We start from the raw sequence: 14,636 nt of genomic DNA, 5'->3' as shown, positions 1-14,636 counted from the left end.
GCGTCAACAATACATGGCGAAATGTCAGTTTACGGTAATATTTTAGTAATTTTGTAAAAACTGTTTTACTCACGTTACTCAGAATAACACCGATAATTAACGCAATTGAAAATGTGATAAAAAATTGATCTAAACTCATAATTTTGATTCATTCAATGTCATTGGAAAACGTTGAGCATCCGGTCTTTTAACGCGATTAAACTCTGGTGATTCAATATCTAATGAAGATAAGTCTATAGACTCTTGACTATATTTATAACTAGAATTCCCTTTCAATTTATCTGTATAATCTGGAACGTCACTATCTTTATAGTCTTTTTTCAATCGTCTACATTCTTGTTGAATAAAAAAGTGATCGGCAATGACTGTCTTTGAATCAAAAAAATCAGCAATTTCAAGTTTAAATAAATGTCTAATGGCATTATCTACGTCATGCTCTCGACATGCATGAAGATATAGATACACGTACTCATCAACTGTGGTAAAAACGTCTCCTTCACGCTTAACATGAAATAGCTGCAGTGGGTGAATCACATCAATTCTTGGTAACAGCCTTAATGTAACCATTACACCACTAACGCCCAAATTAGCCGCTGAATCGCTATAGTCTATAACCTGCTCCACAAACTCAGATAAAGGTAAAAAACCTTTGCTCAGCGGGCTTTGTGAGTATTGTAATACCTCATCAATCGAGCTGGGTAACGGCCTTGAAAACTCAAATCCCTGAATAGATTGAATCTGAGATAATAATCGGGATGGCTCAGAGAAACTATATAAAATAAGGTTAACCCCAAGTGTTAAAAATAAACATTCATCTTGATGGCGTATAATACCATCTACATTTTGAATAACGAGTTTCAGTTTTTTGCCACATAACTTTCGTAAAGAAAAGCATTGTTTTGCTAAATCTGCCAAATCTGTATAACGTGTTACTGCAAACACTAAAGTGGCTGCTTTCATTTCACTCGCATGCTGGTAAAGAGCTTTGTTATCTTCAAGCAGTTTATAAGATTCGGGTAGTTTGGTGCCTTCTGGTACTGCGCTTTTTACGAGCCAAACATCATTTTCATCAAAATCGTGATTACGTTTGAACGTTTTAGTTTCAGTATTATTTCCCTCGATAACTTTAAATTTATTAGTGCTCGCTTCTAATAGCACAGTTTCTCCAGCTATGATCCCCTCTGAATGGCTCCAGTAATCATACTCTAAGGCCTTAACCGTTGACTCATTTACATACACTATGCCATCAAAGGATTTATTTGCGCCGCGAATCAGCATCCGCGCGCGCGCAATTTCAAGGCCGGTAGTTATAAATATAAGAGTCAGTTGATATTTTTTTGTAAAACTTTCGAACAATTTAAACTGTTCAATCAATTCACTATGCTTATAGTGTGTTATCAAATCTGTATTGATATGCAAAATAACGGTAGAGCCAAATAGTCCATCATAAATTTTTAATTCTGCCAGTAAGCTACGGATGAAATGTAATTTCTTTTTCAAGGCAATATCGCTATTAAATGTAAATGGATGTACTTTGCCTTTGTTAAATAAATCGCTTACACCGTCAGAATATGGAGTCTCGAAGAAAATCTCTATTTGCGAAGATAAAATAAACACATCTTGCTTTGATTCTTCTGAAATTGCCTGTAAAGCAAACTCGACTCCTTGGTTATCCAACGGAGAGAGCAGTATATATATGGCATCACTTTTCAGTTCTGCAAGTGCAGTGGGTAACCCCTCTATTTTCAAGCTAGGCACATGAACATCCTATAAAAAAAGTACTTTTTCACTAGTTTTGTTTCTTATTCTATATATAATGTAAATTAAGTCCACAATTTCAAAGCTTATTATTTAACATGAGTAAGTACATGCATAATATTTACAAAGATCAGTCAAATATTTTAACTCAATATGATATTGAATGTTTGTTAAACCGTTTCGGTGGTAAAGATCAGAGTTATATTGAAATTGTTGATGTGCAAAAAAATCAACAAATCTTTGCAAAATACCCGCTATTAAAAGAAATATCGCATGCAAAATCGATAAGTACTTTAAAAAATAAGTAGGAAGCAATGAAGAGAGTTTTTCTTAAAGGTATTAAAGGGGGTACTGGTTCAACATCTGTTGCGGCTAATCTTGCATGTGCATTTCGAAAATCTAATGAAGATATTTTACTCATTGATCTTGATCCCAAAAGTGATGTCGGACTGCATCTTGGTCTTCCTTGGCAGCATAATTCAGGTTGGAGTAATTTCCCCAACTTCGAAAGTGCAATAGAAGAGTTTTTTACTGATAATGATGGCGTAATATTTCTTCCTTATGGCAGTAATTCGTTGGGAATTAAGCGCTTGCAAGAAACCATAGCGGGTGTAAGCAATTTAAAAACAAGTCAAAGTGCGTGGGTTATTTTTGACTGTCCTAATTATATCGATCTCAATGATTTTTCTTTCACTGAACAAGATATCGTTTTAGAGGTCATTAATTGTGATGCTATTTGCCACAGTTTAGTCTATAAGCGGTTAGTTTCATTAAACCAAGCGACAAAAGATTGGCAACATTATTTTTTAGTAAATAAATATAATTCAGCCAGTGAACTTGAGTCTGACCTGTTACAGGTATGGCAATCTGAAACCCCGCTATTAGCCCCTATCCATATAAATAAAGATGAAGTGATAAAAGAATCTACTGCATTTAAAAATGTCGCTGTAAATTGCGCACCTTACAGTGTTGCTTATGATGATTTTGAAACACTTGCAGGGTGGTTAGTGAGCAAGGCGAGTAAGAATGATTAAGCATCATTATGCCTCAGGCGTTCTTCAGCAGTTCTTTGCTCTCATACTCAGTATTTTATTTACTGAAAAACTCGTTCGTTTTATTTTTTACAAATTCCATTGTTATTTTAATCAACATAAAATGAGTGCTTTAGCAGCATTTGTAACGCCGTTTTTTTTGCTGTTCGTAGCTCTATTCATCAAGCTAGATAATAAGAAAAAACAACAATTAAAGACTAAGTTATCACTGCTCTACCCGCATATAACTTCGCCTTTTGGCTCATTAGCAAACTTTGTCCGAATACTATTGCAAAGTGTTTATCTGATTACCTTTAACGTTACAACAAAGGACGCCCCTTCACGAAATGAACATACCAAGGCAACTGCACGATTAATTAACCGAGTATTTAGAATTATTCGCTATATGGATAGTAAGCTGACGCGAAGGTGCAAAAAGTGGTGGTTACAGTTTCAAAAAAAGACAAATGTGAAGCCATTACAACGTGTTAATAGTTTCAATTTATGGCAAAACCGTATATTAAAATTTGTATTTTATTTCATGTTAGCGTTTACTGTACTACTTTTTGTTACAGTCCCATTCAGTCTTGAAGCACAAGCAATATTTATCAGCTTAATTCTAATAGTTGCCTACTCATTAAGACGTGTTGATGGTCAAATGGCCACAATTACAATGATAACTCTCGCTGTGACGACTTCAACACGCTACTTGTGGTGGCGTTACACCGATACTTTAAATTGGGGCGACCCACTGGCATTAACTTTAGGTATTGGCTTATTACTCGCAGAAACCTATGCATGGCTAGTACTTATTTTAGGCTTTTTTCAAACGATCAATCCATTACATAGAAAACCGATCCCAATGGATGGTGATACATCAAAATGGCCAACTGTCGATATATATATTCCTACCTATAACGAGCCACTAAATGTTGTTAAACCTACTGCAATTGCAGCACAAAGCATAGATTGGCCAGCAGATAAACTAAACATCTACATTTTAGATGATGGTAAGCGACCTGAGTTTGCAGAAATGGCAAAAGAAATTGGCGTGGGTTACCTTGATAGACCAGATAATAGCCATGCCAAAGCAGGTAATATGAATCACGCGATGAAATATACCGATGGCGAGTACATTGCTATTTTTGATTGCGACCATATACCTGCCCGTTCATTTTTACAAATGACCATGGGCCAATTTATTAAAGACGAAAAAGTATGCTTAGTTCAAACTCCACATCACTTTTTCTCAGCTGATCCATTTGAACGTAACCTTGATAATCATCGCCAAATACCCAATGAAAACATGTTGTTTTACGGGCTTATTCAAGATGGTAATGATATGTGGGACGCAACCTTCTTTTGCGGCTCTTGTGCAGTTTTAAAGCGCAAAGCGCTGGATGATATTGGCGGTTTTGCAGTCGAAACTGTCACAGAAGATGCACACACTGCACTGCGAATGCAACGCGCGGGCTATAAAACAGCATATATCAATATTCCTCAAGCTGCAGGTCTTGCTACAGATAGTCTATCGGCCCATGTTGGCCAACGTATTCGTTGGGCTCGAGGCATGGCGCAAATATTCAGACTCGACAACCCACTACTAGGAAAGGGACTCAGTTTGGTACAACGTTTATGTTATATAAATGCCATGCTGCACTTTTTATCTGGTATTCCTCGAATTGTATTTTTAACTGCCCCGCTGGCATTAATTTACCTAGATGCTTACATAATCTACGCCCCTTTTATCGCTATATTTTTATATATAGTGCCAACCTTGATGCAAGTGAAAATTACAAATTCACGTATTCAAGGTAAGTACCGTTACTCATTTTGGGGGGAGGTCTATGAATCTGTACTTGCTTGGTATATTTTAAAACCCACCACTGTCGCCCTATTCAATCCTAACAAAGGGAAATTTAACGTAACAGAAAAAGGCGGTTTAAATGATGTTGCTCGATATGATTGGCTTATCTCGAAGCCATATATAGTACTGTTACTATTAAACGTACTTGGTATGTGTTACGCCATCTTTAGGTTAATCTTTGGTGATGTGTCACAAATTGGTGTGCTATTAATCAGCATGTTGTGGGTTAGCTATAATATGATGATCTTAGGTGCCGCTGTTGCCGTAGCAGCTGAAGCTAAGCAAGTGAGAAGTTCTCATAGAATAAAAGCTAACTTTCCTGCGGCCATTAGACTTGCAAACGGACGCACAATAAAAGTAAAAATTACAGATTATTCTGACAGTGGTGTTGGTATTGAAACCGTACATGAACATTCTTGTCGAGAAAATGATAAAGTTGAACTACTCATGAGCCGAGGGAAAAAACAGTTTTCCTTTCCGACCTTTATTTGTAATACAAGAAAAAGGCAAATTGGCTTAACGTTAAGAGACCTTAGCTTAGACAAACAAAAAGCATTCATTCAATGCACATTTTCTCGCGCAGATGCTTGGCTCGATTGGCAAGATAATTTTAAACATGATAAACCATCGTACAGTTTCAAGCGGGTATTTTATACAAGTCTTCGTGGCTATAGTAACTTGATTTTCCATGCGCCTAAACCATTTAGGCCATTCATTATTTTTATGACTAACGTAATTGAAGTCATGATTTCGCTATTACCAAAAAAACCAAAAAAGTATTCTAAATTATATGATTAAACAATTAGCTACCTCTGCCCTAATAATGCTAGCTTTAGCCAATAGTCAATTTACAAAAGCAGCAACCCCTCTTATAGATAAGTCTATATTTGACGATGGCTACCCTGAGCAAGCACCTACAGAAAGTCTAACACTCAGCTTTAAACGTCTGGGGGTTAATAAATTTAAACTAGACGGAGTTGACACCACAACCTATGTCGATTTTACCAATAGGCTAGATAAAATAGGTAAACAACTTAAGTTAAACTTCTCCTATAGCCATTCGCCAGCGCTAATCAGCCGCGTATCACACTTAAAAGTTTATTTTAATGATAACTTGATTACTGTTATGCCAATCAAAGATCAAGAGACACAAATTAGTCAGTTAAAAAGCCATAGCCTTGATCTCAATCCAAAGTTAATTAAAGACTTTAACCAAATACGTTTTGAACTCGTTGGTTATTACGACTTGATCTGTCAAGATGATTTTAGTAAAACAATTTGGACTGAGTTAAGCCAAAATAGCTCTATTACTCTAGAACAGCAATCATTAGCCTTGGAAAGCTTGCTTGAGTATTTTCCTGCACCATTTTTTGATGAGCGAGATTATACACAACTAAGTTTACCTTTTATCTTTGCGAACAACCCTGATGAAAATACACTTGAAGCCGCTGCGACTCTATCAAGCTGGTTTGGGGCGCAAGCCGATTGGCGTAAAGCAACGTTCCCAGTGCAGTTTAATCAAACACCTACTACACATAGTGTAGTATTGGCGACCAATACCAATAAACCTGACTTTTTGCTCGATTATCCAGATGTATCAAAACCAACCGTTGAAATCATTTCAAGCCCAACTCAACGTTATGCAAAAGTACTACTGATACTAGGTAAGGACACGGAGCAGCTAAAAGATGCCGTCGTAGGTCTAGCATTTGGTCACAAAGTAATGACTGGGCGAACTGCAAGTATTAATGAAATTAATCATTTACCCTTAAGAGATGCTTATGATGCGCCTCGTTGGGTAAGATCTGATAGAGCCGTTACATTTGATGAGTTTATTGAGTATCCAACCCAATTACAAACACAAGGATTAAAAGGACAACCAGTTGATCTTAATCTTCGTTTTGCCCCTGACCTATTTACTTGGCGTAAAGAAGGTATACCTATCGACTTACATTATCGTAATGCACCAGCCGAAGATGCTCTACTTTCTCGCTTGAATATGCTCATTAATGGTAAGTTTATCAATGGTTTTGAACTTAAGAGTCATGATGAAAAAACAGTTGAAAACGAAAGTTTTGCCCCTTTAGTTTCACGCCAAGGTACAGCGCACAACGAACAAGACTTTGATATTACAGGGTTGGATTTAAGTAAAAAGAACAAGCTTACCTATGACTTTAAATTTGGCGTAATTAAAGTGGGCGAATGCAGTGCGGTACCAGCCGGCGGTGAATATGGAGTGATAGACGGCAGCTCTACCATTGATGTAAGTGGTTTTGAACATTACATCGCATTACCTGATTTAAATGTATTTGCAAACAGTGGATTCCCATTTACGAAATTTGCTGATTTAGATCAGACGACACTTATTATGCAAAAAGAAAGTTCTGCGCAGGCGATACAATTACTGTTAAATTTTACGGGGCATTTAGGAGAGATTACGGGGTATCCAACTCATAGACTTGATATTGAGTTTCCAGATCCCACTCTAGTTCTTGATGATAAAGATTTGATCGTCATTGCAAAACCGGATGCTTTAACGACAGAGTTACCTCAAGATGCTGCAATCAGTGTCTTGTTAGAAACTAATCAACGGATCGTTGAACAAGCAATTTATAATGGTGCTTACGATAATAACAATGCTCAAAAAGTAAAAGTGAGTATTGAAAGCCAAGGTAAACTAGGGATTATTGCTGGTTTCCAGTCACCATTTAATTCTGAGCGTTCTGTAGTATCAATGACAGCAACGACCGATAATGCATTTACATTACTAAGTGACGCTATGATAAAAGATGAATCAACAGCTTTAATCAAAGGCAGCGCTGCAATAATTAATAGTGCTGGCATAAAGACAATTAATACTGATGATCAATATTTTGTCGGCTACGTACCTATTCACACATTAATATGGTTCCACTTTTCTGATCATCCGTTTATATTAGCGCTACTTTCGATTTTAGTCTTATTGCTTATCTCCTTTTTATTATGGCGGTTACTAGGTGTGTTAACTCAAAAACGTTTGTCTGAAGGGGATGCGTAACTATGAATATTTATTTTAAAGCGTGTTTAATACTCATTATATTTGTATTTTCAACACCTAGTTTCTCACAAACTATGTGCACACCTTGGCCACAATGGGATACATTTAAAACGAACTTTATCAGCCCAGAGGGTCGAGTAATCGATATAGGTAGTCGCCAATCAATTACCACCTCAGAAGGTCAATCTTACGCCTTATTTTTTGCACTCATTGCAAATGATAAAGCTACATTCGACAAAGTATTGGACTGGACACAAATCAATCTTGCCGAAGGTGATTTAAGTACACGTTTACCAGCCTGGCAATGGGGCATAAACAAGCAAGGCCAAGAAACTATTTTGGATTCTAACCCTGCTTCTGACTCAGATTTATGGATAGCATATGCATTATCGCAAGCAGCGCAACTATGGCAAGATAGACGTTACAGTGTACTTGCAGCTGTTATGGCAAAACGTATCATTCGTGAAGAAACAGCTTACCTGCCTAACTTAGGTTTATCATTATTACCGGGACCACATGGCTTTGAATTTGATAAGACACGTTGGAAGCTAAACCCAAGCTATGTTCCGCTGTTTATTTTAAAGCAATTTAGTCAACTATATCCAAATTCTCCATGGCAACAACTTCATGATGCATCGGCTAAAATGATCATAGAATCAAGCCCCAAAGGTCTTAGCCCTGACTGGGTAATGTACCAAGCAGATAAAGGTTTTTATCATGATAAAACGACTACCGATATCGGCAGTTATAATGCAATTAGGGTTTATTTGTGGGCAAGTATGATGGCCGACGACGCACCTTTTAGAGATGAGTTAATTACACATTTTAAGCCCATGAGCAATCACGTTGCTAACAGAGTAAAGACTCCATTGAATGTTTTTTCAAAAACAGGCAAAGCACAAAATAATGGACCTCTTGGCTTTGATGCAGCAATGCTTCCTCTACTTGAAATCCATAATGAAATACAAGCAAAGACGGCATTACAGCAACAATTAATGGTTGATACTACATTTACCAAAAACCGCTATTATGACAGCGTATTATATTTATTTGGCCTAAGTACAATTAATAAATTGTATGAAATCGACACGTTAGGCAAGCTAGAACCTAAATGGAGCAATAAATGCCACTAAAATGGCTAATTGGCGCGACTATTTTAAGTGCTTGCTGTTATATCTCCGATGTAACATCTCAAACATCTGCTGATCTTGATACAGACTCCATAGAATGGTTAGTTAGCCAAATTGAGCTTGGTGAAATTCAGCAGAATCAATTACTGATGACTGATAGCCTTGATAAGCTGTTAAGCATAGCACCTAATAATATTCTCGCTAAATGTGCCCGAGCTCGAGTATTTCTGACACAAAATAAATTGGATCAAGCAAAAGCTATTATCAACCAATTTAATGCTTTAGATAATAAACAAGCATGTGTGAAGCAATTAAAGTTGCTCGTACGGGTAAATACTTCTGATAAACAACAAATTCAACAGGCTAAATTGCTTGCTCGTGCAGGTCAGTACCCTGCAGCGATAAAAATTTACAGTAAATTATTTTCTAGTGCTTACCCTAGCATTGAGTATGAATTTGAACATATCAACTGGATTGCCAGTGATTCAAGTAATTGGCAACAAGCGTATAGAGGCTATCAATCCTTACGTGCCCGCTACCCTAACGTAGGTCGTTTTGATATAGCCTACGCCAGACATGTTTTAAAACAGACACCTCATGATAAAGGCGCTTTAGCAATTTATCGCCATTATGCACAAAGTAATCAATACAGTGTAGAAACTGAATTTGCTTGGTTAGCGGCGCTCAATAATATGCCCATTACTCAAAAAACCGATAAAGCATATCGTGAGTATTTAAATAGTTACCCTAATAGCAGTAAAGGCCAGTTACAATATACAGACTTTCAAAAAGCATTAAAGCAAGAGCTAATAAAGCAATCGGATCCTGCTTATAAGTTATGGAAAAGAGGCGCTGTTGCACTTGAAAAACAACAATACAGTAAAGCTGAAAGACTGTTATTACAAGCCTATAAAGGACGCCCCTCTGATCATGATGTGCTTAATAGTTTGGGCTTGTTATATTTAAGGCAAGGTATAAATGCAAAAGCATATACTTATTTTAAAAAGGCTCAACGCAGTACTGATAATATAGATTTAGTTGCGGTCTATCGCGGTTTGGCTAATACAGCTAAATTTTGGCAGTATATTGATGAAACAAAAAAAGCTATAGCCTCTAAGCATTTCAAAAAAGCGAAACTAAAAATAGATCTTGCTGATACCCTCTCTGAAAACCCTGAAACCGTAAACTATTACCGCGGTGAACTTTTGCGTACGCAAGGGAAATTCAAGCAAGCAATAGATTATTATAATAAAGTACTCCAAAGCGACCCAACTAACGCATCAGCACTAAGTGCGATATTAGAGGTTTTAAGTATAGATAATAACTTTGAGCGCACAAACCAATTTTATTATCAATTAACTCAAGCACAACAAATCGCGATTGCACAGCAATACTCTCAATTACAGAGTCAACAACTGCGGCTACGGGCAACAAATTTAGCCGAACAGGGTCGACTTGATGAAGCTGTAAATTTATTACTATTGGCGATTAAGCAAACTCCAAGACAAAGTTGGTTATATTACGATTTGGCTAATTTATATCAACAGCAAGGTTTATTAGATCATGCTAAAGCTCTTTATAAAAAAACATTATGGCAATTCCCTCTTGATGCGGAGCTAAGATATAGCCATGCAGTTTTTCTTCGCTCTCTTAATGACTATCAAGGTGCTTTAGAAACCCTTTCTTATGTTCCAAACAATGCGCGTGATGAAAATGTTGTTCAGCTAATGCAACAGCTCAATATCAATGCAAAAATGAATAAACTTGCCAGTAATGTAACGGATAATAGAGCGACTATAATTTATAATTTAACTGAACTTGGGGCGCAACCATTAACTCCGCTAATGCAAGCGGAGCTCGCTACACAGTGGATGCAAATCAATGAATATAATTACGCAATTAGACAGTTAAAAATAGCTTTAGAGCGAGACTCTACTTTGAATGCATACTGGCATATGACCTATGGGCAGTGGCTTTTAGAAGGTGATAACGAACAAGAAACGAAGCAATGGTTTGCTAACTATCAATTGCCCCAACCTGCAACTGAAGAACAGCAAACTAATTGGGTTATTTTACAGGCTGATTATATAAACAAATTTAACCAAGGCGAAGATCGCCTTGGGTTGTTAAATCAACTTACGCAGTCCTACCCCAATAATTCTGCTGTATACGATGCTTTGATTAACGCAAATATCCAGTTGGGTTACTCTAATGAAGCCATTGAATTATACAAACAGCAATATCAGCAAGGTGTAGCCTTAGCTCAAGAAACAGAGCTTGCTGTGGCAAGAGTTAGCCGTGAATTAGGTGAAGATACTTTATCCGACCGAATCATCGCTGGGTTAATAAATGACGTTGATAAAGAGCAGACTTATCAACAACAATTACTAATGACCGCACTTACAGACTTCAAAGACGAAGCGAATGTGATACGCCTTGCAAATGACTTGCTTGTAAAATCAAACTATAGTCAAGAGATGTATTATCAAGCAGCGCAAGTTGCACAAAGTCATGAACAAGCAGATTTTGCTAAAAACTGGTATAAAGAAGCGATTGAGCCGCACAGTAGTATTAGGTCGAAAAACAACCCTTCTCTAAATTACCAACTTTACAGCATAGATGAAAATGCCCCATGGTATGTCAATAATGCTAAACGAGAACTTGCAAGAATGCAGCAACAAAACCAAGCCTATATCACCGCAGGTATTAATTTAAGTAGTCAAACAAGTACGCAAAGCGATGCGACCTTAGGTGCAAATTCTTTTCCTATAGAAGCTGGTTTTTCGTTATGGGACGGGATGGCTATTATTAAGCTCGATCCAATGTCGGTATCGAGTCAAGAAACCCGTTTTGACGAAACATTCTCAGGTAGCCGTTATGGCCAAGGCCTATTATGTATTTTAGATTGCCCATTGAATAGTATTACACCAAAACAGCAAGGTCTTGATATTGGTTTAGCATGGAAAAATGAAACTTGGCGATTTGACTTAGGGACGACCCCACTTGGTTTTTTAATTGAAGATGTTGTTTGGGGTGTTGACTATAATGACAATTTTGGTGACTTCGGCTATAGCGTTACATTGAATAAACGTCCCGTAACTAGCTCCGTATTATCGTATGCAGGCCTAGAAGATGTACGTACCAATGAAATATGGGGCGGTGTAAGAGCAACCAGTTTACGCTTTAACCTATCTCATGATCTTGGTCTCGACTGGGGCTTTTGGGGCTCAACTGATTTTCAACTATTGCAAGGTAAAAACGTTAAAGACAACCAGCGCTATAGTATTATGGGTGGAGTATATCATCGCTACATTCGCGAAAAAAATACCGAGTTAACTCTGGGGGCTAACTTATTGCATTGGGCTTATCAGTACAATTTAAGTGAAGAAACCTTTGGCCATGGGGGTTATTATAGCCCACAAAGCTATATAGGCGTTTCTCTACCAGTTACCTTTGACCAACGGGTAAATAACGACTTTATATATCAATTGCGGGCTGGGCTATCATGGTCAACGACCACCAATGACGGGAGCGATTTTTTCCCCAATGACTCACAACTCCAACAACAAGCTGAAGGATGGAGGTCTATAACGGGTGTTAACCCTTACTTTGAAGGGGATTCAAGCTCAGGGATATCTTACAACCTCGGAGGCAGTTTTGAGTACCGCTTTACTCCGCATTGGTTTTTCGGTGGTTTCTTTAATTTAGACCGTGCTGATTTTTACGAGCCAAACTACGCACAGTTATACTTTAGGTATTATTTCAATCCGGTGTACAGCGAAATGATATTCCCAGGAACACCTGTAGTACCTTACGCAGACTATTAAAATATGCCAAACAATCTCAATAAGACTCTCAAAATGAGATTGTTTGGCAATACCCACTATTTATACCAACTGTCGCAAGCACTTCCCCTAACCATAAGGTCTATGTATACTTAGCCGCAATTGTAGCTAGGATAAGGGTGTGACTCTTTCCACTAAGTAACATCTTAGTAAGCAAACCATTACCTTAGCTGCATTAAAAAACATTCATGGCCGCCCGTTCAGTTAGTGTATTACTTACACGAGCAATAAAAGCAAAAATATAAGGCCGCAATAATAATATAAGTTAGGAAGTAAATATGAGTTCATCTTCAACTGGGGGGTTTTTCGGCCACCCAAAAGGACTTTCAACACTGTTCTTCACTGAGATGTGGGAGCGAATGAGCTATTATGGCATGCGTGCCTTACTAGTACTCTTCATGACTGCTAGTTTGCAACAAGAAGGTCTTGGTTTCACTGTCGCCTCAGCAGCGGCTATCTATGGTTTATACACAGGTGCGGTTTACTTTTTAGGCTTACCAGGTGGTTGGCTCGCTGACCGTTTATTTGGTGGCCAAAAAGCGGTCTGGTACGGTGGTATCATCATCATGATTGGTCATATTATTTTGGCTGTACCGCATGAGTATTCGTTTTTTATCGGTTTAGTTTTCGTCGCCTCGGGTACTGGTTTATTAAAGCCAAATATCAGCGCGATGGTTGGTCAACTTTATTCGAGTGAAGATGAGCGCCGTGATAGTGGATATGCCATCTACTACATGGGTATCAACTTAGGTTCAATTATTGGTTACTACGTTTGTGGTTACTTTATGGAAAATGTCGGTTGGCACTGGGCATTTGGTGCAGCAGCTGTTGGTATGGGTATTGGTCTAATTCAATATCATTTAACCACTAAGCACTTACCTAGTCATAGTTCAGCTCCAGCTAATCCATTAAGCCCTCGCGGTATCACTCGCACTTGGTTTGCAATTGCAGCGTTTGTTATTATTGTAGCATCAGTAATGACTGCAACAATGACAGGTCATTTAGTTATTGACCCTGTGATTATTGCCGGTTATGTAGCGATCGTGTTTTCACTAATTTTCTTCGCATACTTTGGCATTATCTATTTTAAAGGCAAGTTAACCGAAGCTGAGAAGCGCCGCATGTGGGCCTTATTTTTAGTGTGTGTTGCTTCAGCGTGTTTCTGGTCTGGTTTTGAACAAGCGGGCTCTTCACTGAATTTATTTGCTCGTGACTACACCGATCGTCTTGTAGGTAGCTTTGAAATACCTACCGCTTGGTTTCAGTCATTAAATGCTATCTTTATTATTGTATTATCTCCATTTTTTGCTGCCCTTTGGATTAACCTATCTAAAAAAATGATTTCACCGTCATACAGTGTCAAATGTGCATTTGGTCTTATCATTATGGCGAGTGGTTTTTTAGTTATGTTTATGGCAGCTCATTACGCCGCTGAAGGCTTAAAGGTTGCGCCTTATTGGTTAGTAACAACCTACTTCTTACATACAGTGGGTGAACTTTGTTTAAGCCCTGTAGCATTAAGTGCTGTTAGCCGTTTATCTCCACAACGCTTCTCTGGTCAAATGATGGGGATATTCGTACTTACTTACTCTATTGGTAACATTATTGCGGGTATACTTGCTGGTGGTTTTGATCCTAATAATATGGAAGAAATTCCTTACCTATATCTACAAATCGCATTATTTAGTATAGGTGTAGGTATTGTATTAGTACTGATGAGCTTTAAAGCCAAAATATGGGAAAAGCAAGGTTTATCTGAGACAGGTGCTCAGTAGTTCATAAACTTGATGCATTAACAGCAATGTACTTTTCCTAAAAGGCAAGATAGCAATATCTTGCCTTATTACTTTCAAACCCATCGCAATTTAAATTTACTCATTTTTAGTCACTAAAAATAATGTTTAATAGAAGCAATTAAGCATTATGGAGTATTAATCAACAAACTAATTTAGTGTATTTCGAATCGTT

General features: G+C 37.7%; 8 protein-coding genes. 7 read left to right on the top strand and 1 reads right to left on the bottom strand.

Features of this window, described 5'->3' with window-relative positions; translation table 11 throughout:
* Positions 1-135: 135 nt before the first annotated feature.
* Positions 136-1,758 carry a cellulose biosynthesis protein BcsE gene (gene bcsE / locus B5G52_RS07705; RefSeq protein ID WP_087532070.1) on the bottom strand — a complete coding sequence of 541 codons (1,623 nt, stop codon included), beginning with the start codon at positions 1,756-1,758 and terminating at the stop codon, positions 136-138.
* Positions 1,759-1,856: 98 nt separating this feature from the next.
* Between bcsE and bcsR the strand changes: the two genes are divergently transcribed.
* The 7 genes from bcsR to B5G52_RS07670 all read left to right on the top strand — a co-directional run bounded on the left by bcsR (position 1,857) and on the right by B5G52_RS07670 (position 14,443).
* Entirely contained in the window at positions 1,857-2,066 is a 210-nt protein-coding gene (gene bcsR, locus B5G52_RS07700) for a BcsR/BcsP family cellulose biosynthesis protein (protein WP_254911165.1), read from the top strand.
* A gap of 6 nt (positions 2,067-2,072) precedes the next feature.
* Positions 2,073-2,792: a cellulose biosynthesis protein BcsQ gene (gene bcsQ, locus B5G52_RS07695; RefSeq protein WP_087532069.1), complete on the top strand. Its 720-nt coding sequence runs from the start codon at positions 2,073-2,075 to the stop codon at positions 2,790-2,792.
* On the top strand, positions 2,785-5,454 hold the full coding sequence (bcsA, locus tag B5G52_RS07690; protein ID WP_087532068.1) for a UDP-forming cellulose synthase catalytic subunit: 2,670 nt from the start codon (positions 2,785-2,787) through the stop codon (positions 5,452-5,454). The genes bcsQ and bcsA overlap by 8 nt, the downstream gene beginning before the upstream one ends.
* Positions 5,447-7,693 carry a cellulose biosynthesis cyclic di-GMP-binding regulatory protein BcsB gene (gene bcsB, locus B5G52_RS07685; RefSeq protein WP_087532067.1) on the top strand — a complete coding sequence of 749 codons (2,247 nt, stop codon included), beginning with the start codon at positions 5,447-5,449 and terminating at the stop codon, positions 7,691-7,693. Before bcsA ends, bcsB begins: the two co-directional genes overlap by 8 nt.
* Before the next feature lie 2 nt (positions 7,694-7,695).
* Complete coding sequence (gene bcsZ / locus B5G52_RS07680) at positions 7,696-8,826, top strand: cellulose synthase complex periplasmic endoglucanase BcsZ (protein WP_087532066.1); 1,131 nt, start codon at positions 7,696-7,698, stop codon at positions 8,824-8,826.
* Positions 8,817-12,650, top strand: coding sequence for a cellulose synthase subunit BcsC-related outer membrane protein (locus B5G52_RS07675; RefSeq protein WP_087532065.1), 3,834 nt, complete (start codon positions 8,817-8,819; stop codon positions 12,648-12,650). The genes bcsZ and B5G52_RS07675 overlap by 10 nt, the downstream gene beginning before the upstream one ends.
* A gap of 296 nt (positions 12,651-12,946) precedes the next feature.
* Positions 12,947-14,443, top strand: coding sequence for a peptide MFS transporter (locus B5G52_RS07670; RefSeq protein ID WP_087532064.1), 1,497 nt, complete (start codon positions 12,947-12,949; stop codon positions 14,441-14,443).
* Positions 14,444-14,636 lie beyond the last annotated feature (193 nt).

The organism is Pseudoalteromonas sp. A601, from assembly GCF_002165575.1.
In the GTDB taxonomy this organism is placed as follows: domain Bacteria; phylum Pseudomonadota; class Gammaproteobacteria; order Enterobacterales; family Alteromonadaceae; genus Pseudoalteromonas.
The sequence above is the reverse complement of the archived record's forward strand: the minus strand, read 5'-3'. Positions and strand labels throughout refer to the sequence as shown.